Source organism: Capnocytophaga sp. H4358, assembly GCF_002302515.1.
In the GTDB taxonomy this organism is placed as follows: domain Bacteria; phylum Bacteroidota; class Bacteroidia; order Flavobacteriales; family Flavobacteriaceae; genus Capnocytophaga; species Capnocytophaga canis.
This window is the reverse complement of record NZ_CP022380.1, coordinates 781716-805044: the sequence shown is the minus strand read 5'-3', so window position 1 is coordinate 805044 and position 23329 is coordinate 781716. Positions and strand designations below refer to the sequence as shown.

Below are 23329 nucleotides of genomic sequence, written 5' to 3'. Positions count from 1 at the left end.
TATGGGGTATTTTTAACATAGGTTCTATGCTAAGTATAGAATCTGAACTTAATATAAAAAAATATTCAAAATGAGTTACAACACAAATAATATTCGGAATGCGGTTCTTTTAGGACACGCCGGAAGCGGAAAAACATCATTGGTAGAAACAATGTTATTTGAATCGGGAGCTACCACCCGAATTGGAAATGTCGAGGAAGGAAATACGGTTTCGGATTTCCATGATATGGAAAAAGATAAAAAACACAGTATTTTCAGTTCACTGATGCATGTGCAATGGGGCGACGTAAAAATAAACTTGATTGACACCCCAGGGTTTGATGATTTTATTGGTGAAGCCATTTCAGGATTAAAAGTTGCTGACACTGCCGTAGTAGTCATCAATGCTAAAGAAGGAATTGAAGTACAAAATGAACTTCATAAAGACTATATTGATGAATTCGGAACGCCCACTCTATTTGTTATCAATCAATTAGATCATGAAAAGGCGAATTTCGACAAATCGCTTCAAGATATCAAAACTACTTTTGGTGATAAAGTCATTGAGATTCAGTTTCCTTACAATATAGATAAAGGCTTTCATAAAATAGTCGATGCCCTACGAATGGTAATGTACACTTTCGATGCCAACGGAGGGAAACCTAAAAAAGAGTCCATCCCTGCTGACGTACTCGACCGAGCAAAAGAACTTCATAATAAATTGGTTGAAGTTGCTGCCGAAGAAGAAGAAGGTCTGATGGAAAAATATTTTGATCAAGGAACTCTCAGCGAAGAAGATCTTACCAAAGGATTACAATTAGCCATGGGTAAACAAAACTTCTTCCCCGTCTTTTGTGTTTCATCTAAAGAAAATAAGGGAACAGGACGCGTGATGGGGTTCATTCGAGATATTTGTCCGTCACCTCTGCAACGTCCCGCCAGAATACTACAAAATGGCGATACTCTTGCCCCAAAAGCTGATTTACCGACTTCTATTTTCATCTACAAAACACTGAACGAAGCCCAAATCGGAGAATTGAGCTACTTTAAAGTGTACAGTGGAACACTTAAAACAGGTGACACACTCACAAACCAAATGAATGGCGAAGATGAGCGTATCAATAAAATTTTCGTCGTAAATGGAAAAAACCGCGAAGCTGTCGAGGAATTGGTTGCGGGAGATTTGGGAGTTACCATAAAACTAAAAAATTCACATACTAATAATACACTCAATTCCCAAGGACATGAAGGAGTACAAATCCGAAAAATTAAATTCCCTCAGATGAAAATACGTATGGCTGTGGTACCGCCATCAAAATCTGATTTTGAAAAACTGACCAATGCGTTACACGTTATTCAGGAGGAAGACCCTACCTTTACATTGCAATATTCACCTGAGTTGAAACAAACCATCATTCACGGACAAGGGCAAATGCATTTTGATGTGGTGAAACAACGTATAAAATCATTGTACAATATTGACATGGAGCTAATTAGACCAAAAATTCCATATCGTGAAACTATTTCAAAAACAGCAGAAGCTCAATATCGACACAAAAAACAATCAGGAGGAGCTGGACAATTCGCTGAAGTCCATTTACGTATAGAACCTTACGAAGCAGACCGACCGCTCCCTACCGATTTGAATATCAGAAAAGAAGAACTTATCGAATTGCCATGGGGCGGACACCTGCATTTTCTATGGTGCATCGTTGGAGGAAGTATAGACACTCGCTTCATTGGTGCTATCAAAAAAGGAATCATGGCAAAAATGGAAGAAGGGCCTCTCACAGGCTCATATTGCCAAAACATTCGGGTAAGCATTTTCGATGGAAAAATGCACCCAGTGGATTCCAATGACATCGCATTCCAATTGGCAGCATCAGCAGGATTTGCTGAAGCGTTCAAAAATGCTTCACCAAAAATTATGGAGCCTATTTACGAACTCGAAGTACTTTGTGACACTGTAGCTATGGGCGATGTGATGACCGATTTACAAAGTCGCAGAGCTGTAATCACAGGGATTGATAGCGTACGGCAGTATCAGCAAATCAAAGCCTTAGTACCCATTGCCGAAATGTACGGTTACTCCACTTCGTTGCGTTCCATCACTCAAGGAAAATCGAAATTCAACCGACATCTATGGGGGTATCAAGTGATGAGCCACGAAGTGCAGGAGAAATTGCTGTTATCAGGAATTAAGGAATAATTATAAAGGATTGATAAAGTAAAGTGTTTTTCGCAGGAAATAAGAGAATTACATTTACTTTTTATCTAAACTTTGTCGTACATTTGTATTCATTGAAAAAGAATATGAACATACGACAAAGTTTTTAACTTTTATGTTTTACATTGTTATTCATTTTTTATAACAAAATATTTTGTAATAATCTGAATTGAATATGAAAAAAATAATTTTAGGAATGTTGTTATTTCCTCTATGGGGAATCGCACAAGAGGTTGTTTTCACCACCCAAATAGCCGAGAAGTTAGCAAGTTTGCCTCTACATTGCATTGAAGAAGAATATCCAAACAAAACCGGACATGGCATCAATGCGGAAAAAGACGCTCGACTAACTCCCCGCGAGTTACATCCTGTTTTTTACGGTTGCTACGATTGGCATAGCTCTGTCCATGGTCATTGGATGTTGGTTAGAATTTTAGAGACAATGCCCGAAATAGCTAATCGAGAAATCATCGAAACGGTATTGGATAAATCATTTAATAAGAAAAAAATGGAAGCCGAAGCTGCTTATTTCACTACATACAAAGGAGCTACTACATTTGAACGTACCTATGGCTGGGCATGGATTCTAAAATTGGACGAGGAGTTAGCCAAAGCAAAACACCCTAAGGCAAAACAATGGCATGATAATTTGAGTCCCTTAACTCAAAAAATAAAACAACTTTGGTTAGATTTTCTTCCCAAACAAACTTATCCTAATCGTACGGGTGTACATCCTAATTCAGCATTTGCGATGGGATTTGCCATTGATTGGGCAAGAACGGTTGGCGATAAAAATTTTGAAAATCAACTTATTGAAAAGTCGAAAGCTTTTTACTTAAAAGATAAAAATATCCCTGCCTATTTAGAACCTAATGGCAGTGATTTCTTTTCACCAAGTTTGGAAACTGCCAATTTGATGCGACGTATACTACCTAAAAAAGAGTTTACAAAATGGTTAAATCAGTTTTATGACAAGCGTAGCTTAAACAACATCAAAGAATTACCAATTATCAGTGATTTGAACGATTATCAAATTGTGCATTTGGTGGGATTGTCCTTTTCGAGAGCATGGTGTATGAAAGCTATTGCTAAAGAGCTACCTCGGAATCATCGCTTGAAAAAGGAATTTGATTTATCTTCTAAAAAACTATTAAACAATGCTTTACCATTAGTTTTCCAAGGTAATTACGGAGGAAGTCATTGGTTAGCGAGTTTTGCAGTGTACGCATTGAGCGAGTTCTAAGTATAAAAAAACAGTCCCAAAAAAATTAGTAAAAACTCTTGGGACTGCTAACTCCCTTGAAAAATTACTTTTTACCTAAAAAAAGGCGTTCCAATTCATCCAACTGCTGGTCGTTCATTCCTTGTGGTTCAAAACCTGCAGCCCACGCCATCAACAGCATTTTAGCTCCTTTATTTGCAACATCCAAGTAGTCAAAGGCTCGTACCACATCTTCACCGGTAGCTAACACACCGTGTTTTTCCCAGAGAATAACATCATGGGTTTTGAGTCCTTCGATAGTAATATCGGCTAAACTCTCTGTACCAGAAAGTGCATACGGACAGCAATGTACTCCATTTGGAACGAACACCCTAATTTCAGGGCATAATTTCCACAATGAATGATTTAACTTGGCTTCATTGTAAAACAAGTCATGGTGGCTCAGTACAATAAGTTCGATAGCATGGGTATGTAACACTGTTTTATGTGTAGGTTTGTACTTTTGATTGAAACAGTGAATTTTAACATGTGAAATCAGTTCACTCGTAGGTGCAAAAGCTTCACCCTTTCCTCCCCAAATTATTGCATACGAATCAGCAGTTTCGTTAATATGCAAAATACAAGCCGTTTTGTTAATATCGTGGATTAATGATCGTAAATAACGTCCTGTTCCCGTTACAAAAATGACTTTTCCCGCCGATTCTTTGGGAAGTTGCACACATGGCACATACTTTTTCGGCGTGGAATTAATCAACTCTTCGGTGAAGTGATCTGTCAAATCTATCGAAATGTTTCCTGCATTGCGCTCTGCCCACTCACGTTGCCATAGATAACTCGCTACTTCGCTTACTTTTTTAATTTCTTTTCTAACTGACTTTGGTAACTCCTTAGTTTTCATGTATTTTATGTGTTTTTTAAAAATTATTATACATAAGTTCAACCCCACAAAGTTACAAAATATCTTTTGAATTAAAAATGATCAAGATCATAATTTTAAGCGTTGATATTTTAGAGTAAGAAGCAGTGTTCACTAATTTGTAATATCTCAACCGTTTCACGAATTAAGAGGAAACCATAAAATCATCGCTCTAAGATATTCTTTTTTACGTTTAATTCCTAACTATATACATGATAAAATGTTAGTTATGTGGTTACAAGGGAGCAGCCCTATTAAAGCATTGGCAAACCAAACATTTTATCCATATACGGATATGCTTTTGCACGATATGGGTGAAGATTTAGCAGATGGTCGTCCGGACTTTTTAGCCGATGGCAATGAATGGAAAACACGTCCGCTTTGGGGTATTGGATTACAATTTCTAGTAAATGGACATACTGAATTTCTTCACGATGGACGTGCTAAAAACGTGACTGAAGCCATTTTATGGCACGGAGGAGAAGCTAAAGATACCAAAGAAAAATTCAAACAACTCTCAAAAAAAGACCGAGAAGATTTATTGGAGTTTATAAATTCAATATAAAAACTGTTTAAAGACACCTCCTACTTTATTCTCAAATACAGTATTACCTGTTAAGTTGTGTTTACTGTTTTTGGGAATGTTTATTATAAATTTTTCTCTATATATTCCTTAAATAGTGTTCACTAACTGATTTTTCGAGATGAGTATGAAATCACAAACAAGTGCAGAGTATTAAAACACTGCACTTGTTATTTTTTGTCTGAAGCTGATTGAGACCTTTGTAAGAACCATTTTCTGGGCCAATTTAATCAAAATTATTTCTGTTTTTTTTTGCTTTTTCAATTTTGAGGTTTTGTTCTAAATAGAATAAAGTTTTTTAAGATATATTTTGTGTGTAAAAAAGTCTTTTCGAGAGCATCTTTGTATGTACTAAAAAGACAAGAGCAGTAATAGGTAGGGTTGAGAATCGCGTTTCAGAACAAAATACAGAATAATTAATAATCAATCATTTATTATCTTTATTTCTTATTTTTTATCTTGTAAAGGGAGCTCATTTAGGTAATTTGTCCCCAATACTTAGTATTCCTTTTTGAATGAGTTGTAATTGTTCCTTCTGAACCAGTTTAATTGAATTGCACATAATCAAATGTTTTTATATTTTGTAAATTATATTTTGTTGTTTGATTTTTTAAATAAGTCAAGAAAGCATCTGTTCTTGATGTTTTAACATTACTTTTTTGAGTAAAACTAAGGTAGTTTAGAACAGATTTTCTTAATTCTTTTTGAATACTCTCTTTTTCATAATTCTTTTCATAAAGATGTAAAAGAAAATATATAGCCTTTTGCAGTATCTCTTCGGCTCTGTTCAAGTCCTTAACTTCTTGATAACAATTTGCCAAATTGTAACACGAAATAGTATACACTTGTACGAAAGGCACTTTCATACGAATACAGTCTTGCAAATTATTGCTGAGTACTTCGGCTCTGTACAAGGCATTGAGATAGCTATCCAAAGCCAGTTCGTACTTTTCTTGATTGAAAAAATTATTAGCCTCTTCGGTTAGTAACTTCCAATAATTTTCTATGTGATTTATACAAATATCGCTCATATTATTTCAGATTTTGGTTAGCAAAATTCCAGTTCACTAATTCCCAGAAACCTTCCACGAATTTAGGTCTTGCATTTCGGTAATCAATATAGTAAGCGTGTTCCCATACATCAATGGTGAGAATAGGCGTTTTGTTTTCCGTAAGCGGAGTATAGGCATCTTTCATTGGCAGAATTTCTAGTTTTCCTTCTTGATTTTGAGCCAGCCAAGCCCAACCTGCACCGAATAATTTTACAGCAATGGTAGAGAATTGTTCTTTAAAATTTTCAAAACTTCCGAAATCGCGGTGGATGAGTTCGGCTATTTTTCCCGTAGGATTTTTTCCGCCATCGGGCGACAGGCAATTCCAAAAAAAGGAGTGATTCCAATGTTGAGCTGCATTGTTAAAGATGGCTACATTGTTTTCGGCGTGGCTTTTTCGGATGATGTCCACGATGTCTTTTTCCTCCCATTCGGTATCTTTTACCAATCCTGCAAGGTTGTTTACATAGGCAGCGTGATGCTTCCCGTAGTGATAGTCAAAAGTTTCTTCGGTAATAATCGGGTTTAGAGCGTTTTTATCATACGGAAGCTCTGGAAGTGTGTGATTAATTTTCATTTTACTTACAATTAAATTAGTTAGTTTATTGGTTTTTAGTTTTTTAATATTATCAGTCTCTTATTTTTTTAGATTAGCAAAAATAATAATTTAGACTTATCTAAAAAATAAAAATAGTAATTTTTTTATTTATTTTCATAATATAGTTTTTAATAAATTGTAAACCAAATATATAGAATAATTTTTAGTGAATAAAACAGCTTTACTTATTAATTTGTATTAAGTTTTTTTGTTTTATTTTTAATGGCATTTCCATGCATTCGTTATTTTCTAAATCACATTCTCAATATTCCTTTTATGTTACAGCATACCCTTCATATGTTCAAAAAATATTCCTTTGAAAAACAAATATTTACTACGGAAATAACTACTTTGTGGAAAAAAAACAGAGGAATTAATCGTTTTTTTTGGGAAAAAATTAGTACTTTTACCGAAACTAATTGTTCATAAACAATATATGTATAGTACTTATGGAAAAATATCTATTTGACCGTTTAACCTCTCCGATTTATAAATTCACAAAACAGGCGAAATCGGGAGGTATTGTTTTGGGAATCAACGTAATTCTCGCTTTATTTTTAGCAAACTCTCCATGGTCTGATTCCTATTTTCATTTTTTTGAGCATCATTTCGGATTTGTTTTTGATGGGGAACCCTACTTAAATTTTACGGTTCATCATTGGATAAACGACGGATTGATGTCTTTGTTTTTCTTTGTTGTTGGTTTGGAACTGAAACGAGAAATTGTAGCAGGTGAGTTGTCAAATCCTCGTGAAGCGATGCTACCGATTGCGGCAGCTCTGGGAGGAATGATTGTACCCGCTATCATTTATTTAGCTTTAAATCCTTCAGGAGAAGCCCATAGTGGATGGGGAATCCCGATGGCAACGGATATAGCTTTCTCATTAGCAGTGCTTTATCTTTTGGGAGATAAAATTCCATTATCATTGAAGGTGTTTTTGACAGCCTTGGCTATAGTTGATGATTTGGGAGCCGTATTGGTAATTGCATTTTTCTATACATCTGAAATATCATTCGCTAACTTAGGTTTAGGTTTTGCATTGTTATTCTTACTTTATTTAGGAAAACGCATAGGCATACGTCATGTGTTGTTCTACGCTTTGATCGGAATTGTCGTTTGGATTGCTTTCTTGCTTTCAGGTGTACACGCTACCATATCGGCTGTTTTAGTTGCTTTTATGATTCCAACCGATGTGCAGATGAAGGAAAGCGAATTTGTTCATAACATTCAAAGTTATTTAAAAAGATTCAAGCGTTTAGACCCTAATAACACGCGTCCAACATTGACAGAAAAGCAACTACATCTTTTAGAAAAAGTGAGTATTGACACCCGCAGATCAATACCTCCACTACAACGACTTGAACACGCTATGCACCCATTCGTAACCTTTGTCGTGATTCCGATTTTCGCTTTGGCAAATGCAGGAGTTTCTTTGGATATTGAGTTAAGCACACTTTTTGAAACTAATGTGGCTCTTGGTGTTGCTTTGGGCTTATTTTTCGGAAAAGTGATTGGTGTTGTAAGTTTTACCTTATTGATGGTAAAATTAGGGCTGGGAACTTTCCCTCGAGGAATGAATTTACGTAATTTGTTTGGTTTGGGACTTTTAGCTGCTATTGGGTTTACTATGTCGTTATTTGTTACCACTTTGGCATTTAAGAATCCTATGCTCATTGATCAAGCTAAAATCGGAATTTTTGCAGCATCACTGTTTGGTGGTATATGTGGATACTTAGTGTTAAATAAGAAAGAAAAAGATAAGATAGAAGTTGAAGAAGTGTAGAATAAGTCCATAATTTTTCGTTTTTATCATAAAGAAAAGGCCATCTTATAATTTAGATAGCCTTTCTTGTTTTTTACTAATTTAAAAAGGATAAACTCTCGTCTACATCTATATAGACGATAAAAAAAGTCAAATGTTACAAAAAAAATGATTTTTTTTTTGAATATTTTTTATGCTCTCATTCATTGATAAGGAGAGTAAAGAATTACGGAGTTCAAATTGTGTAAACTTTTTACCAAAAAGTTTAAAACTCCACAAATGGAAATCGTTTTTTCAGTAGAGTTATTTTTTTATGCAGTTGTTCTTGAAAAGAGATGAAAGACTTACTGTTGCTGTTAAATGGACGGTGTTGTAATCCTTTTTGGATAGCGTCAACTTCTTTCAATATAGATAGACAATCTGGAGAGAAGTAGCTTTCAGTAAAACGTTTCCAAATGTAGTCAATAGCTACATCAGATGGGTGTAACATATCATCGGCATAAAAACGATAATCCCGAAGTTCATCCATCATAATTTCGTAGGCCGGGAAATAGGAAGTATGACTACTTTTTTTGATAACAGAATGTAGAGAGCTTATTAATAGAGATTTACTAATATTATTCTCAGTGAATCCGTCTTTTAAGTGTCGCACGGGCGAAATGGTACAGATACAATGAATTTTTGGATTTATAATATTAACTAATTGAAATATAGATTGTAAGCTATTCTCTATTTCTGAGAAAGAAAGCAATCGTTTTGAAAAATGTTGTTGTGGAACCTTGTGGCAATTAGCAACTACTTTTCCCGTTTCATGCGTGTAAACCCAAGCAGTTCCGAGCGTAATAAAAATAAAATCAGATGATTGTAAAGCCTTTTGTGAGATTATTAACTGCTGGTTGGCTCGTTCCACAGCAGAATCTAATGTTGGTTGGCTCAATTCGGAATGTAGGTCAAAGCAGAGCCATTTATCATCATGAAAAAAGAAATCTTTTTCTGTAAATAATTCATTTTTAACAGATTTACGAATAACCTTTTCAATGGCCAACGGATGAAATAAAATCCCAAACGGATTAGAAACTGTTCGCATTTTGTGATAGCCTAATTTCTTAGCCATATTTAATGAAAAGCAAGAACCAAAACTGACAATTTTAGATTCAAATTGGATTTGAGCTTTATTAGGGTGGATGGGAACGATGGTTCTGAACATTCTTTTTTTGGGCAAAGATACGTTTTTTTCAAAAATAGATGATAACGAGATAAATAAACAAAAAAAAGTACGTACTTTTGCCAACCGTTTTCAGAAAAAAAATAAATATATAAGAGATGGATTTAATAGATCAATTGATGTCAGCCGTATTGATGCTGGTAACCTTTGCGATTGGTAGTTCCTTAAAATTCAAGGATTTTGAAAACATATTTACTCATGCAAAGGCTTTTACAGTAGGGTTGACTGCACAGATGGTTTTTCTACCTCTGTTAGCATTTGCAATAGCCTACTTTTCGGATTTACCTCCAGCATTAAAAGTAGGATTAATCATTGTAGCCATATGCCCTGGAGGAACTACCTCTAATTTTGTTTCCTATTTAGTTAATGCTGATACAGCTTTGGCGGTAGCTTTAACTTCAATCAACAGTTTGTTGATGTTTTTCACCATACCAACTCTTACCAACCTTGGTATTTCGATTTTTATGCACAGTTCATCTGAGTTTTCTCTATCAATGACCGAAACCTTTTGGGAAGTAAGCAAAGTCATCATCATACCCGCATTTTTAGGACTGTTGTTCAATCGCTATTATCCGAATTTAGCTCTAAAAATAAAAATCCCCTTAAAGATTATCAATACGATTTTGTTAGGATTGGTATTTATTATTAAATTTTTCGCTGATCAGGAATCAGGAGGAACAGGTATTGTGTTTGAGGAAATTCTAAGCATATTGCCCTATGCCTTAGCAATACATTTGCTTTCCATGGTACTCAGCTACATCATATCAAAAAAGACTTTTGGTATATCGAACGTACAAGCAACTACCATAGGTATTGAGGTAGGATTACAAAACACTGTACTTGCCATATATATCGCTGGATTGGTACAAAGCGTAGAAATGGCAAAACCAGCGTTAGTTTATGCCATGTTCTCCTTTTTCACAACATTAGCCTTCGCTTTCATAGTGATGGGACGAAGATATAATCAATGATAAACAACCAGATGTGTAAGGTTGTATATTTTACGTTACTTTTTAAAGATTTATTTAACCACAGTCAATCAAAAGGAGAAAGAATAATCGTTTAAAGGTTATTTTCGTACCTCAAAGATTAACTGTAATAAACAAGAAGCAGAAAAACTGACTAAAAATTGAAAAAAGTTACAAAAACAACTTTTTTTATTTTTTTAACAAAACAACTTTTTTTAATATGCTGTTTATTAAGTTCTTATGCTTTTTTGTTTATAAACAAGTTCTGTTTTTTTATTACAGAAATAAGATGAAAGAGGGTAGGGGGTTAGATGTTGTACATAAATTAAAGTATTGATTTCTTGGTGTTTTAAAAATAAAACAATACTTTTGCACCCTCAATTAACGGGAGAATTAATTAAATTATTTTATAAATTAAATTATGCCAACAATTTCACAGTTAGTACGAAAAGGAAGAACCAGAATTACCAAGAAGAGTAAATCGGTTGCTTTGGATTCGTGTCCTCAACGTAGAGGAGTGTGTACGCGTGTTTACACCACAACACCTAAAAAACCAAACTCAGCGATGCGTAAAGTTGCTCGTGTACGTTTGACAAATGGTAATGAGGTGAACGCTTACATTCCAGGAGAAGGACATAACCTCCAAGAGCACTCGATAGTATTGGTACGAGGCGGAAGGGTTAAAGATTTGCCTGGTGTTCGATACCACATCGTTCGTGGTGCGTTAGACACAGCGGGAGTAGCAGGAAGAACGCAACGTCGTTCTAAATATGGGGCTAAACGTCCAAAACCAGGACAAGCAGCAGCAGCTCCAGCAAAAGGTAAGAAAAAGTAATTAAAAATCTTTTAACTAAGAAAAAATGAGAAAAAGACAGGCTAAGAAAAGACCTCTTTTACCAGATCCGAAATTTAATGACCAATTAGTTACGCGTTTTGTAAACAATTTAATGTGGGATGGTAAAAAGTCAGTGGCTTTTAAAGTGTTCTATGATGCTCTTGATATCGTAGATCAGAAGAAAAACAACGAAGAAAAAACAGCTTTGGAAGTGTGGAAAGACGCTCTAACGAACGTAATGCCTCACGTTGAGGTACGTTCTCGCCGTGTAGGAGGGGCAACATTCCAAATTCCTATGCAAATCAGACCTGATAGAAAAGTGTCAATGGCTATGAAATGGTTGATTGGTTATGCTCGTAAAAGAAATGAGAAATCAATGGCACAAAAATTAGCTGGAGAAATTTTGTCAGCAGCAAAAGAAGAAGGTGCGGCTGTTAAGAAAAGAATGGATACGCACAAAATGGCAGAAGCAAACAAAGCATTCTCACACTTTAGATTTTAGTATATAATATGGCAAGAGATTTACAATATACAAGAAACATTGGAATTGCGGCTCACATTGACGCAGGAAAAACTACGACAACGGAGCGTATCCTATTCTATACAGGAAAGACACATAAATTAGGAGAAGTTCACGATGGAGCTTCAACAATGGACTGGATGGAGCAAGAGGCTGAGCGTGGAATCACTATCCAATCAGCTGCAACCACTTGTACGTGGAACTTCCCAACAGAAAACGGAAAACCAACAGCAGATGCCAAAGAATATCACTTCAATATCATTGATACCCCAGGTCACGTGGATTTTACCGTTGAGGTAAACCGCTCATTGCGTGTATTGGATGGTTTGGTGTTTTTGTTTAGTGCTGTTGATGGTGTTGAACCTCAATCAGAAACTAACTGGCGTTTGGCAGATAACTACAAAGTGCCACGTATTGGTTTCGTAAACAAAATGGACAGACAAGGAGCTAACTTCTTGAACGTTTGTAACCAAGTGAAAGAAATGTTAAAATCAAACGCTGTGCCTATTGTATTGCCTATAGGAGATGAGGTTGATTTTAAAGGAGTAGTTGACTTGGTAAAAAATCGTGCTATTGTTTGGCATGAGGACACACAGGGAGCTACATTTGATGTAGTAGAAATCCCTGAGGAGATGAAAGACGAAGTGCATCAATATCGCTCTCAATTGATTGAAGAGGTTGCTGCTTATGATGAAGGTCTTCTAGAAAAATATATGGAAGATGAAAATTCTATCACAGAAGAAGAAGTACATAAAGCGTTAAGAGCTGCTGTGATGGATATGGCAATCATCCCGATGGTGTGTGGTTCTTCTTTCAAAAATAAAGGTGTTCAGTTTATGTTGGATGCGGTATGTCGTTACTTACCTTCTCCTTTAGACAAAGAAGCTATTGAGGGAACGCACCCTGATACAGGAGTTGTAGCTTTAAGAAAACCATCAGTAGAAGCACCTTTTGCGGCATTAGCATTTAAGATTGCTACAGACCCTTATGTTGGTCGTTTGGCGTTCTTCCGTGCTTATTCTGGACATTTGGATGCAGGTACCTACGTATTGAACGCTCGTTCAGGAAATAAAGAACGTATTTCTCGTATCTACCAAATGCACGCTAACAAACAAAATCCAATTGAATTTATTGAAGCTGGAGATATTGGGGCAGCGGTAGGTTTTAAAGATATCAAAACAGGAGATACTCTTTGTGATGAAAAACACCCAATCGTATTAGAGTCTATGGTATTCCCAGATCCAGTGATAGGTATTGCTATTGAGCCTAAAACAAAAGCAGATGTTGATAAAATGGGTATGGCATTAGCTAAATTAGCTGAGGAGGATCCAACATTCCAAGTAAAAACTGATCAGGCTTCTGGGCAAACTATCATCTCAGGTATGGGAGAGCTTCACTTAGATATTATCGTTGACCGTTTGAAACGTGAGTTTAAAGTTGAAGTTAACCAAGGACAACCACAAGTAGAGTACAAAGAAGCTCTTACAGCGGTAGCTAACCATCGTGAGGTTTACAAAAAACAATCAGGTGGACGTGGTAAGTTTGCAGATATTGTCTTCCGCATGGAACCAGCAGATGAAGGTAAAGTAGGCTTAGAGTTTATCAACGAAATTAAAGGAGGAAATATTCCAAAAGAGTATATCCCATCTGTTGAGAAAGGATTCAAAGAGGCTATGAAAAATGGACCTTTGGCTGGATTTGAAATGGATGCAATGAAAATTACTTTGGTGGATGGTTCGTTCCACGCAGTCGATTCAGATTCATTGTCATTCGAGTTGGCAGCTAAATTAGGTTACAAAGAAGCTGCTCGAGCTGCAAAAGCGGTGTTGATGGAGCCTATTATGAAACTAGAAGTTATCACTCCAGAAGAAAATATGGGTGATATCGTAGGAGACTTGAACCGTCGTCGTGGACAAGTAAACAACATGGATGATAGAAATGGAGCAAAAGTTATCAAAGCAAGCGTTCCATTATCAGAAATGTTTGGTTACGTAACTTCATTGCGTACATTATCATCAGGTCGTGCAACATCAACAATGGAGTTTTCTCACTACGCTGAAACTCCGTCGAATATTGCAGAAGAAGTTATTAAAAAAGCAAAAGGTAACTAATTTTTAAGGAAATGAGCAGTCAAAAAATCAGAATAAAATTGAAATCTTACGATCATAGCTTAGTTGACAAATCAGCTGAGAAGATTGTAAAAACAGTAAAAGCAACAGGAGCGGTAGTAACAGGGCCAATTCCATTACCAACGCACAAAAAAATATTTACTGTATTGCGTTCTCCCCACGTGAATAAGAAATCACGTGAGCAGTTTCAGTTGAGCTCTCACAAACGTCTTTTAGACATCTATAGCTCTTCATCAAAAACTATTGACGCTTTGATGAAATTGGAATTGCCAAGTGGAGTAGAAGTTGAAATCAAAGTTTGATAACTTCTAACAAGAGCGTAATTCGAAGTTAAATAACTTCATAACTTGTCCTGAAACAGTTTGTTAGGGAAAAACGGAAAAAAATGATTCAGGGTTGAAAAGCCAAGGCATTTTTTGACCCTGAATTTTATGAATAATAGTAATTAATATTTTAAATTAAATTTATGTCTGGGTTAATTGGAAAAAAAGTAGGTATGACCAGTCTATTTGATGAGAACGGGAAAAATGTTCCTTGTACAATCATTGAGGCAGGGCCATGCGTAGTTACCCAAGTCAGAACCGTAGAGGTTGACGGGTATGAGGCTCTTCAACTTGGTTTCGATGACAAAGCAGAACATCGTGCTAACAAAGCAGAGTTAGGACATTTCAAAAAAGCAGGAGCTTCTGTTAAGAAGAAAGTTATCGAATTTCAAGGATTTGAAGGAGTGTACAAATTAGGTGACACTATCACTGTGGATCTTTTTGAAGAAGGAGAATTTGTTGACGTGACAGGTATTTCCAAAGGAAAAGGGTTCCAAGGGGTTGTTAGAAGACACGGTTTTGGAGGTGTTGGTCAATCAACACACGGTCAGCACAACCGTTTAAGAGCACCGGGTTCTATCGGAGCATCATCCTACCCGTCGCGCGTTTTCAAAGGAATGCGTATGGCAGGAAGAATGGGGGCAGAAAAAGTAACAGTACAAAACTTGAAAGTGTTGAAAGTGGTTGCTGAGAAAAATCTTTTAGTTGTTAAGGGATGTATTCCAGGTCACAAAAATGCTTACGTAACTATTCACAAATAATGGAAGTAGCAGTATTAAATAGTCAAGGAAAAGAAACAGGCAGAAAAGCGGTGCTTTCTGATTCTGTATTCGGAATAGAGCCTAATAATCATGTGATTTACTTGGATGTTAAACGCTATTTGGCAAATCAACGTCAAGGTACTCATAAGGCAAAAGAAAGAAATGAAGTAGCAGGGAGTACTCGTAAAATTAAAAAACAAAAAGGTACAGGTACGGCTCGTGCAGGAAGTGTAAAATCTCCAGTGTTTGTAGGTGGAGGACGTATTTTTGGTCCAAGACCTAAAGATTACACACAAAAATTAACCAAAAATGTAAAGCGTTTGGCTCGTCGTTCAGCTCTAAGTGCAAAGGCACAAGCTCAAGCTGTTTTGGTTCTTGAAGATTTGAATTTTGATACTCCAAAAACGAAAGAATTTACTAATATTCTGAAATCTTTGGGGTTAGAGAATAAAAAATCACTTTTTGTGTTGCCAGATACAAATAATAACGTATATTTGTCATCTCGAAATTTAAAAACATCGAGCGTTGTAACAGCTTCTGAATTAAATACTTACGATGTGGTTAATGCTGCAAACGTGGTGTTATTAGAAAGTTCTGTTGAAGTTTTAGAATCAATTTTAACAAAATAAGAAGAAATGAGCGTATTAATTAAGCCAGTAATTTCGGAAAAAGCAACAGCAAACAGCGAGTTAAAAAACTGTTACACTTTTGAAGTTTCCAAAGATGCGAATAAAATTCAAATTAAAGAAGCTATTGAGTCTGCTTATGGAGTTGAGGTTGCATCGGTTCGAACATTGAATTACGGTCCTAAGCGTAAAGTTCGCTACACAAAAACAGGTTTGCAAGTAGGAAAAACAAACACTGTTAAAAAAGCGGTAGTGCAAGTGGCAGAAGGAGGGACTATAGATTTTTATAGTAATATATAATAGTGTTTAATAAATAGACAAAAAATGTCAGTTAGAAAATTAAAACCGATTACCCCTGGGCAGCGTTTTAGAGTAGTAAACGAATTTGACACCATTACTACTGATAAGCCGGAGAAAAGCCTTTTGGTTCCGTTGAAAAAGTCCGGAGGTAGAAACAATCAAGGGAAAATGACCATGCGTTACATTGGTGGTGGTCACAAGAAAAAGTATCGTTTAGTCGATTTCAAACGTAACAAGTTTGATGTAGAAGCTAAAGTAGTTTCAATCGAATACGATCCAAACAGAACAGCGTTCATTGCGTTGGTTCAATACACCGATGATGAAAAACGTTACATCATTGCACCAGCAGGTTTAAAAGTAGACCAAACCATTGTTGCAGGTATGAGTAATGTTGCTCCAGAAATTGGAAATGCAATGCCGTTATCTCAAATTCCGTTAGGAACTGTAATCTCTTGTATAGAGTTACGTCCAGGACAAGGAGCAAACATCGCACGTTCTGCGGGAACTTTTGCTCAGTTGATGGCAAAAGATGGAAGATATGCAACTGTTAAATTGCCTTCAGGTGAAACTCGTATGATTTTGTTGACTTGTTTAGCAACAATCGGAGCTGTTTCTAACTCAGATCACCAGTTGATTGTTTCTGGTAAGGCAGGTCGCTCACGTTGGTTAGGAAGAAGACCAAGAACGAGACCAGTTGTAATGAACCCAGTTGATCACCCAATGGGTGGTGGTGAAGGTAGAGCTACCGGAGGACACCCAAGATCAAGAAAAGGTATCCCAGCTAAAGGTTACAGAACTCGTTCTAAAACCAAAGCAAGTAATAAGTATATTGTAGAACGTAGAAAAAAATAAAACACTAAGAAATGGCACGTTCATTAAAGAAAGGACCTTATGTTCACTATAGTTTGGAGAAAAAAATCCAACAGAACATTGAGTCAGGAAAAAAGACTGTTATTAAAACTTGGTCAAGAGCGTCTATGATAACTCCTGATTTTGTTGGTCAAACAATAGCAGTTCACAATGGTCGTCAGTTTGTTCCAGTTTATGTAACTGAGAATATGGTAGGACATAAGTTAGGCGAATTTTCACCAACTCGTTCGTTTAGAGGACATGCTGGTGCAAAAAATAAAGGTAAAAAATAATAGAAGGCTATGGGAGTTCGTAAAAGAGAAAAAGCAATACAAATTAAAGAAGCTAAAAAGAGCTTGGCTTTTGCAAAGTTGAATAACTGCCCTACTTCGCCACGAAAAATGCGTTTAGTAGCGGATATTATTCGTGGTCAACAAGTAGATAAAGCCCTTGCTATTTTGAAATTTAACCAAAAAGAGGCTGCCTCTCGTTTAGAGAAATTGCTTTTGTCAGCGATAGCTAACTGGCAAGCTAAAAACGAGGATGCTGATTTGGAAGATGCAGGATTATTCGTTCAAGAAGTTCGTGTGGATGGTGGTACAATGCTCAAAAGATTGAGAACAGCTCCACAGGGAAGAGCAAACAGAATTAGAAAGCGCTCAAATCACGTGACTATCGTGTTAGGAGCTAAAAATTATAACACAGAAAGCTAAGATAAACTATGGGACAAAAGACAAATCCAATCGGAAATCGCCTTGGAATTATCAGAGGATGGGAGTCTAACTGGTACGGAGGTAATGACTACGGAGACAAACTTGCTGAAGATGACAAAATCAGAAAGTATGTACAGACTCGTTTATCGAAGGCTAGTGTTTCGCGTGTAATTATTGAGAGAACCTTGAAACTTGTAACCGTTACTATCACTACGGCTCGTCCAGGAATTATCATTGGAAAGGGCGGTCAAGAGGTAGACAAGTTGAAAGAAGAATTGAAAAAAATTACGGGTGGTAAAGACATTCAGATTAACATTTTTGAAATCAAAAGACCAGAATTAGACGCTAATTTGGTTGCTGCAGGTATCGCTCGTCAAATTGAAGGGCGTGTTTCATACCGTAGAGCTATTAAAATGGCGATTGCGGCTGCAATGCGTATGAATGCCGAAGGAATTAAAGTGATGATTTCAGGTCGTTTGAATGGTGCAGAGATGGCACGTTCTGAAAGTTATAAAGAAGGAAGAATTCCGTTATCGACCTTCAGAGCTGACATAGATTACGCTCTTGATGAGGCTCACACAACCTATGGACGTATGGGAATTAAAGTGTGGATCATGAAAGGTGAAGTTTATGGAAAAAGAGAGCTTTCTCCTTTAGTGGGAATGACTAAGAAAACTACAGGAGGAACTGGAAAATCTACGACAGAAAAGCCTTCAGGGGCTCCAAAAAAAGCTCGTCGTAAAAAGTAATTTTTTAAAGAAGTAAAGAAATGTTACAGCCAAAAAGAACGAAATATCGTAGAGTACAAAAAGGCAGAATGAAAGGAGTTTCACATCGTGGAACTTTACTTTCAAACGGTACGTTTGGGATTAAATCATTAGACTCAGCTTTCATCACTTCACGCCAAATTGAGTCAGCTCGTATTGCAGCAACTCGTTTTATGAAACGTGAAGGTCAGTTATGGATTAAAATTTTCCCAGATAAACCAATCACTAAGAAGCCTTTAGAGGTACGTATGGGTAAAGGTAAAGGTGCCGTAGAATATTGGGCAGCTGTTGTGAAACCGGGAAGAATTATGTTTGAAGTAGGTGGTGTGCCTTTGTCAGTAGCCAAGGAAGCCTTGCGTCTGGCTGCACAAAAATTGCCTGTAAGAACAAAATTTGTTGTAGCAAGAGATTATCAAGATTAATTAAAGAGCAATGAAACAGTCTGAAATTAAAAAATTGACAATAGCTGAGCTACAAGAGAAGCTTGGTGAATATAAAAAATCGTATGCAGATTTGAAAATGGCTCACGCCATTCAACCAATTGAGAAACCAATTCAATTACGTCAAGTAAGAAGAACCGTTGCTCGTTTAGCGTGTGAGCTTACAAAAAGAGAATTACAATAATTCTATGCTGCCTTATGGAGAAAAGAAATTTAAGAAAAGAAAGAATAGGGGTTGTTAGTAGCAACAAAATGGAGAAAACCATCGTAGTTTCCGAAGTGAAGCGAGTGAAGCACCCTATGTATGGTAAGTTCGTGTTGCGTACAAAAAAATATGTAGCACACGATGAGAAAAATGAGTGCAACATTGGTGATACAGTGAAGATCATGGAAACACGTCCACTAAGTAAAACTAAATGTTGGAGATTAGTAGAAATCATTGAAAGAGCGAAGTAATTATGGTACAGCAAGAATCGAGATTAAAAGTAGCCGACAATACAGGAGCGAAAGAAGTGTTGACTATCCGTGTTTTAGGAGGAACGAAACGTCGCTATGCTTCAGTAGGTGATAAGATTGTGGTTACCGTTAAAGAGGCAACTCCAAACGGAAACGTAAAAAAAGGGCAAGTTTCAACTGCAGTTGTGGTAAGAACTAAAAAGGAAGTACGTCGTGCTGATGGCTCTTACATACGTTTTGACGAAAACGCTTGTGTTCTTTTGAACGCAGCGGGTGAGATGAGAGGGACGCGTGTTTTCGGTCCTGTTGCGAGAGAGCTTCGTGATAAACAATTCATGAAAATTGTGTCATTAGCACCTGAAGTGCTTTAATTTTTAATAAAATAAGTGATGAAACTAAAAATTAAAACAGGAGACACAGTACGAGTAATGGCTGGTGACCATAAAGGGTCAGAAGGCAAAGTGCTACGTGTTGATCGCGAGAAAAATAAAGCGATTGTTGAGGGAGTAAATTTAGTGTCTAAACACACAAAACCGAATGCTCAAAATCCTCAAGGAGGAATCGTTAAAAAAGAGGCTTTTATTCACATTTCAAACTTGGCTCTAATTGATGCTAAAACGAAACAACCAACACGCGTTGGATTTGAGGTTAGAGACGGTAAAAAAGTGCGAATTTCTAAAAAATCTAATGAAGTAATATAGTTATGGCGTACGTACCTAGACTAAAACAAGAATATAAAGAGCGCATTATCGCGGCTCTTAAAGAAGAATTTGGCTATAAGAATGTAATGCAGGTTCCTAAACTTGAAAAAATAGTTGTGAGCCGTGGAGTTGGTTCAGCTGTTGCCGATAAAAAACAAATCGATTATGCAGTAGACGAATTGACAAAAATTACAGGTCAAAAGGCAGTTGCAACCTATTCTAAAAAGGACGTAGCTTCTTTCAAACTTCGTAAAGGAATGGCAATCGGTGCTAGAGTAACTTTAAGAGGTGAGAGAATGTATGAGTTTTTGGATAGATTAATCACAGCGGCTTTGCCACGAGTGAGAGATTTCCAAGGAATCAGTGCGACTGGATTTGATGGTAGAGGAAATTACAACTTGGGTGTTACTGAGCAAATTATTTTCCCTGAAATTGATATCGATAAGATTAATAAAATTGCAGGTATGGATATCACCTTCGTAACTTCTGCTAACACGGATAAGGAAGCAAAATCATTATTAAGCGAATTAGGATTACCTTTTAAAAAGAACTAGTATATGGCTAAAGAATCAATGAAAGCCCGTGAGGTTAAGAGACAAAAATTGGTAGCTAAATATGCAGCAAAACGTCAGGCTTTGAAAGAAGCAGGTGATTACGATGCGTTACAAAAGCTACCTAAAAACGCTTCTCCTGTACGTTTGCACAATCGTTGTAAATTAACAGGAAGACCGAAAGGTTATATGCGTACGTTTGGTATTTCGCGTGTATTGTTCCGTGAGATGGCTAATAAAGGATTAATTCCGGGCGTTAAAAAAGCAAGTTGGTAATAATTAAAAGGACAAAGAATATGTATACAGATCCTATTGCAGATTATTTAACAAGAATTAGAAATGCGAATAATGCAAGGCATAGAGTCGTTGAAATCCCTGCTTCTAATTTGAAAAAAGAGATTACCAAAATCTTATTTGATCAGGGGTATATTTTAAGTTATAAGTTTGAAGATGATACTGTTCAAGGTACTATCAAAATAGCTTTAAAATATGACAAAGTAACGAAAGAGCCTGTCATTAAGCACATTGAAAGAGCAAGTAGACCAGGATTGAGAAAATATGCTGGAGCTGATAATCTTCCTCGCGTGTTAAACGGTTTGGGGATTGCTGTTATCTCAACCTCACAAGGGGTGATGACAGGTAAAAAAGCCAAAGAACTGAACATCGGCGGAGAAGTAATTTGTTATGTTTACTAATAAATAAAAGACAAAAAAATGTCAAGAATAGGTAAAGCACCCATCAAAATTCCTGCGGGAGTTACAGTAACTATCAACGGAGCTGTTGTTACCGTAAAAGGAAAGTTAGGCGAATTGACCCAAGAGGTTAAAGACATTGCTGTTAAGCAAGAAGATGGACAATTAGTGTTAGAAAAAACAGCTGAAACTAAAGACCAAAATGCAAAACATGGTTTGTACAGAGCTTTGTTAAACAATATGGTTGTTGGTGTTTCAGAAGGGTTCACTAAAGAATTAGAATTAGTAGGAGTTGGATACCGTGCTTCAAACCAAGGTCAAAAATTGGATTTAGCATTAGGTTTTTCTCATAACATTATTTTAGAGTTACCGCAAGAGGTAAAACTTGAGACTGTGAATGAGAAAGGTAAAAATCCAATCATTAAATTAACTTCTCATGACAAACAATTGGTGGGACAAGTAGCGGCTAAAATCCGCAGTTTCCGTAAACCTGAACCTTACAAAGGAAAAGGTGTTAAGTTTGTTGGTGAAGTGTTGAGAAGAAAAGCAGGTAAATCAGCTTAATAGTTAGAACAATGGCATTATCAAAATTAGAAAGAAGACAACGTATTAAAAGCAGAATCAGAAAAGTTGTTAGTGGTACTGCAGAGCAACCTCGTTTGGCTGTTTTCAGAAGTAACAATGAAATTTATGCTCAAATAGTGGACGATACCAAAGGGACTACTTTAGTGGCTGCATCTTCAAGAGATAAAGAAATTAGTGCTGCAAAAGCAACTAAAACTGAAAAAGCAGCATTGGTTGGAAAGGCTATTGCGGAAAAAGCTTTGAAACAAGGTATTGAGAAAATCGCTTTCGACAGAGGAGGTTATCTTTACCACGGGCGAGTGAAATCATTAGCTGAAGGAGCAAGAGAAGGCGGACTTAAATTCTAAAAACTATGTATCAGAAATATAAAAATGTAGAATATGTAAAACCAAGTGGTCTTGAATTAAAAGACCATTTGGTAGGAGTTCAACGTGTTACTAAAGTAACAAAAGGAGGACGTGCATTCGGTTTCTCTGCTATCGTTGTAGTAGGTGATGAAAATGGAGTTGTTGGTCACGGATTAGGAAAATCAAAAGAAGTTGCTGAAGCAATTGCTAAAGCAGTTGAAGATGCAAAAAAGAATTTGGTTCGTATTCCTTTGAACGGAACAACATTGCCTCATGAGCAAAAAGGTAAGTACGGAGGAGCTCGTGTTTATTTGCAACCTGCAACTGAAGGTACTGGAGTAATTGCTGGGGGAGCTGTACGTGCCGTTTTGGAGGCAGTTGGAGTTCACAACGTACTTTCAAAATCACAAGGTTCATCGAACCCTCACAACGTGGTGAAGGCTACTTTTGACGCACTATTGCAGTTGCGTTCAGCAAAAACAATTGCTGCTCAACGTGGAATTTCTTTAGAAAAATTGTTTAAAGGTTAATATTGGAACAATGGCAAAAGTTATAGTAACACAAGTAAAAAGTAGTATCAAGCGTCCAAAAGACCAAAAATTAACTTTGGAGGCTCTTGGTTTAGGTAAGATAGGAAAAGCGGTTGAGCATGAAGCTACACCAAGTATCCTTGGTATGATTAATAAAGTAAAACACTTAATTTCTGTTGAAGAAGTTAAATAATATTTTTATACAAAGTTATGAACTTGAGTAATTTACAACCTGCAGAAGGTTCAATTCACAGAGAAGGGAAGCGCGTTGGTCGTGGGCAAGGTTCCGGTAAAGGAGGTACTGCTACACGTGGACACAAAGGAGCGAAATCTCGTTCAGGCTATTCTAAAAAGATTGGTTTCGAAGGAGGGCAAATGCCTTTGCAAAGACGCGTACCAAAATTCGGTTTCAAAAATATTAACCGTAAAGAGTATGTAGGAATTAACTTAGGACAATTGCAAGACTTGGTTGATTCAGGAAAAATTACTGATACAGTTAATATGGAAACCTTAGTTCAACTCCACATAGTTAAGAAATCGGATTTAGTTAAAATCTTGGGTGGAGGAGAATTAAAAGCAAAATTAAAAATATCTGTTCATAAGTTTACAGCAAGTGCCAAATCAGCAGTTGAGGCTGTTGGAGGTGAGGCTGTAACCTTGTAATGTATCGA

At 36.6% G+C, this 23329-nt stretch carries 33 protein-coding genes; 29 read left to right on the top strand and 4 right to left on the bottom strand.

Going from position 1 to position 23329, the window contains the following annotated elements; genetic code table 11:
* Positions 1-70: 70 nt before the first annotated feature.
* Together CGC49_RS03465 and CGC49_RS03460 are read left to right on the top strand one after the other, a co-directional pair.
* Positions 71-2188, top strand: coding sequence for a translation factor GTPase family protein (locus CGC49_RS03465; protein ID WP_095911844.1), 2118 nt, complete (start codon positions 71-73; stop codon positions 2186-2188).
* Between the two features lie 193 nt (positions 2189-2381).
* Positions 2382-3449, top strand: coding sequence for a DUF2891 domain-containing protein (locus CGC49_RS03460; protein ID WP_095893413.1), 1068 nt, complete (start codon positions 2382-2384; stop codon positions 3447-3449).
* A gap of 64 nt (positions 3450-3513) precedes the next feature.
* Here CGC49_RS03460 and rhaD read toward each other — a convergent pair whose 3' ends face one another.
* Complete coding sequence (gene rhaD, locus CGC49_RS03455) at positions 3514-4326, bottom strand: rhamnulose-1-phosphate aldolase (protein ID WP_042346709.1); 813 nt, start codon at positions 4324-4326, stop codon at positions 3514-3516.
* A gap of 142 nt (positions 4327-4468) precedes the next feature.
* Between rhaD and CGC49_RS03450 the strand changes: the two genes are divergently transcribed.
* Positions 4469-4909 (top strand): di-heme oxidoredictase family protein, encoded by a 441-nt coding sequence (locus tag CGC49_RS03450; RefSeq protein ID WP_369801115.1) that lies wholly within the window; start codon positions 4469-4471, stop codon positions 4907-4909.
* Between the two features lie 563 nt (positions 4910-5472).
* Here the strand turns inward: CGC49_RS03450 and CGC49_RS03440 are convergent.
* Both CGC49_RS03440 and CGC49_RS03435 read right to left on the bottom strand, forming a co-directional pair.
* A complete protein-coding gene (locus CGC49_RS03440) occupies positions 5473-5958 on the bottom strand; it encodes a tetratricopeptide repeat protein (protein WP_042009362.1) in 486 nt (161 codons plus the stop codon).
* A 1-nt stretch (position 5959) separates the two neighbouring features.
* Entirely contained in the window at positions 5960-6556 is a 597-nt protein-coding gene (locus tag CGC49_RS03435) for a superoxide dismutase (RefSeq protein WP_042009361.1), read from the bottom strand.
* A 470-nt stretch (positions 6557-7026) separates the two neighbouring features.
* Between CGC49_RS03435 and nhaA the strand changes: the two genes are divergently transcribed.
* The gene (gene nhaA / locus CGC49_RS03425; protein ID WP_042009358.1) at positions 7027-8361 is read left to right on the top strand and encodes a Na+/H+ antiporter NhaA; all 1335 of its coding nucleotides are present in this window, start codon (positions 7027-7029) and stop codon (positions 8359-8361) included.
* A gap of 244 nt (positions 8362-8605) precedes the next feature.
* Here the strand turns inward: nhaA and CGC49_RS03420 are convergent, their stop codons facing one another.
* Positions 8606-9547 carry a GSCFA domain-containing protein gene (locus CGC49_RS03420; protein WP_095912672.1) on the bottom strand — a complete coding sequence of 314 codons (942 nt, stop codon included), beginning with the start codon at positions 9545-9547 and terminating at the stop codon, positions 8606-8608.
* A 116-nt stretch (positions 9548-9663) separates the two neighbouring features.
* Here CGC49_RS03420 and CGC49_RS03415 point away from each other — a divergent pair, with 116 nt between their 5' ends.
* From CGC49_RS03415 to rplO, 25 genes are all read left to right on the top strand, one after another.
* Positions 9664-10536, top strand: coding sequence for a bile acid:sodium symporter family protein (locus CGC49_RS03415; protein WP_095911842.1), 873 nt, complete (start codon positions 9664-9666; stop codon positions 10534-10536).
* A gap of 418 nt (positions 10537-10954) precedes the next feature.
* Positions 10955-11368 (top strand): 30S ribosomal protein S12, encoded by a 414-nt coding sequence (rpsL, locus tag CGC49_RS03410; RefSeq protein ID WP_002679283.1) that lies wholly within the window; start codon positions 10955-10957, stop codon positions 11366-11368.
* Between the two features lie 25 nt (positions 11369-11393).
* Positions 11394-11870 carry a 30S ribosomal protein S7 gene (gene rpsG, locus CGC49_RS03405; protein ID WP_042009352.1) on the top strand — a complete coding sequence of 159 codons (477 nt, stop codon included), beginning with the start codon at positions 11394-11396 and terminating at the stop codon, positions 11868-11870.
* 8 nt (positions 11871-11878) lie between these two features.
* A complete protein-coding gene (fusA, locus tag CGC49_RS03400) occupies positions 11879-13999 on the top strand; it encodes an elongation factor G (protein ID WP_095911841.1) in 2121 nt (706 codons plus the stop codon).
* Between the two features lie 11 nt (positions 14000-14010).
* Positions 14011-14319, top strand: a complete 309-nt coding sequence (rpsJ, locus tag CGC49_RS03395) for a 30S ribosomal protein S10 (protein ID WP_042009348.1) — start codon at positions 14011-14013, stop codon at positions 14317-14319.
* Between the two features lie 164 nt (positions 14320-14483).
* Entirely contained in the window at positions 14484-15101 is a 618-nt protein-coding gene (gene rplC / locus CGC49_RS03390) for a 50S ribosomal protein L3 (protein WP_042009346.1), read from the top strand.
* Positions 15101-15730, top strand: coding sequence for a 50S ribosomal protein L4 (gene rplD, locus CGC49_RS03385; RefSeq protein WP_095911840.1), 630 nt, complete (start codon positions 15101-15103; stop codon positions 15728-15730). The genes rplC and rplD overlap by 1 nt, the downstream gene beginning before the upstream one ends.
* 6 nt (positions 15731-15736) lie before the next feature.
* Complete coding sequence (gene rplW / locus CGC49_RS03380; protein ID WP_042009341.1) at positions 15737-16027, top strand: 50S ribosomal protein L23; 291 nt, start codon at positions 15737-15739, stop codon at positions 16025-16027.
* Between the two features lie 24 nt (positions 16028-16051).
* Positions 16052-16879 carry a 50S ribosomal protein L2 gene (gene rplB / locus CGC49_RS03375; RefSeq protein ID WP_095911839.1) on the top strand — a complete coding sequence of 276 codons (828 nt, stop codon included), beginning with the start codon at positions 16052-16054 and terminating at the stop codon, positions 16877-16879.
* An 11-nt stretch (positions 16880-16890) separates the two neighbouring features.
* Positions 16891-17169, top strand: coding sequence for a 30S ribosomal protein S19 (gene rpsS / locus CGC49_RS03370; RefSeq protein ID WP_042009337.1), 279 nt, complete (start codon positions 16891-16893; stop codon positions 17167-17169).
* A 9-nt stretch (positions 17170-17178) separates the two neighbouring features.
* Positions 17179-17589, top strand: a complete 411-nt coding sequence (gene rplV / locus CGC49_RS03365) for a 50S ribosomal protein L22 (protein WP_042009335.1) — start codon at positions 17179-17181, stop codon at positions 17587-17589.
* Between the two features lie 8 nt (positions 17590-17597).
* Positions 17598-18338 carry a 30S ribosomal protein S3 gene (gene rpsC, locus CGC49_RS03360; protein WP_042009332.1) on the top strand — a complete coding sequence of 247 codons (741 nt, stop codon included), beginning with the start codon at positions 17598-17600 and terminating at the stop codon, positions 18336-18338.
* Positions 18339-18358: 20 nt separating this feature from the next.
* The gene (gene rplP, locus CGC49_RS03355) at positions 18359-18778 is read left to right on the top strand and encodes a 50S ribosomal protein L16 (RefSeq protein WP_042009330.1); all 420 of its coding nucleotides are present in this window, start codon (positions 18359-18361) and stop codon (positions 18776-18778) included.
* A gap of 10 nt (positions 18779-18788) precedes the next feature.
* Positions 18789-18980, top strand: a complete 192-nt coding sequence (gene rpmC / locus CGC49_RS03350) for a 50S ribosomal protein L29 (protein ID WP_042009328.1) — start codon at positions 18789-18791, stop codon at positions 18978-18980.
* Positions 18981-18994: 14 nt separating this feature from the next.
* On the top strand, positions 18995-19252 hold the full coding sequence (gene rpsQ, locus CGC49_RS03345; protein ID WP_042009326.1) for a 30S ribosomal protein S17: 258 nt from the start codon (positions 18995-18997) through the stop codon (positions 19250-19252).
* Positions 19253-19254: 2 nt separating this feature from the next.
* On the top strand, positions 19255-19623 hold the full coding sequence (gene rplN / locus CGC49_RS03340; RefSeq protein WP_002675043.1) for a 50S ribosomal protein L14: 369 nt from the start codon (positions 19255-19257) through the stop codon (positions 19621-19623).
* A gap of 18 nt (positions 19624-19641) precedes the next feature.
* A complete protein-coding gene (gene rplX / locus CGC49_RS03335) occupies positions 19642-19953 on the top strand; it encodes a 50S ribosomal protein L24 (protein WP_042009325.1) in 312 nt (103 codons plus the stop codon).
* Between the two features lie 2 nt (positions 19954-19955).
* Positions 19956-20507 carry a 50S ribosomal protein L5 gene (rplE, locus tag CGC49_RS03330; RefSeq protein WP_042009323.1) on the top strand — a complete coding sequence of 184 codons (552 nt, stop codon included), beginning with the start codon at positions 19956-19958 and terminating at the stop codon, positions 20505-20507.
* A gap of 3 nt (positions 20508-20510) precedes the next feature.
* Positions 20511-20780, top strand: a complete 270-nt coding sequence (gene rpsN, locus CGC49_RS03325) for a 30S ribosomal protein S14 (RefSeq protein WP_042009322.1) — start codon at positions 20511-20513, stop codon at positions 20778-20780.
* 20 nt (positions 20781-20800) lie between these two features.
* Positions 20801-21199, top strand: coding sequence for a 30S ribosomal protein S8 (rpsH, locus tag CGC49_RS03320; RefSeq protein ID WP_042009321.1), 399 nt, complete (start codon positions 20801-20803; stop codon positions 21197-21199).
* 18 nt (positions 21200-21217) lie between these two features.
* On the top strand, positions 21218-21760 hold the full coding sequence (gene rplF / locus CGC49_RS03315) for a 50S ribosomal protein L6 (protein WP_042009320.1): 543 nt from the start codon (positions 21218-21220) through the stop codon (positions 21758-21760).
* A gap of 11 nt (positions 21761-21771) precedes the next feature.
* The gene (gene rplR, locus CGC49_RS03310; protein ID WP_042009319.1) at positions 21772-22128 is read left to right on the top strand and encodes a 50S ribosomal protein L18; all 357 of its coding nucleotides are present in this window, start codon (positions 21772-21774) and stop codon (positions 22126-22128) included.
* A 5-nt stretch (positions 22129-22133) separates the two neighbouring features.
* Positions 22134-22658: a 30S ribosomal protein S5 gene (gene rpsE, locus CGC49_RS03305; protein ID WP_042344528.1), complete on the top strand. Its 525-nt coding sequence runs from the start codon at positions 22134-22136 to the stop codon at positions 22656-22658.
* A gap of 10 nt (positions 22659-22668) precedes the next feature.
* The gene (gene rpmD / locus CGC49_RS03300) at positions 22669-22851 is read left to right on the top strand and encodes a 50S ribosomal protein L30 (protein WP_042009314.1); all 183 of its coding nucleotides are present in this window, start codon (positions 22669-22671) and stop codon (positions 22849-22851) included.
* Between the two features lie 17 nt (positions 22852-22868).
* Positions 22869-23321: a 50S ribosomal protein L15 gene (gene rplO / locus CGC49_RS03295; RefSeq protein WP_042009312.1), complete on the top strand. Its 453-nt coding sequence runs from the start codon at positions 22869-22871 to the stop codon at positions 23319-23321.
* Positions 23322-23329: the final 8 nt, after the last annotated feature.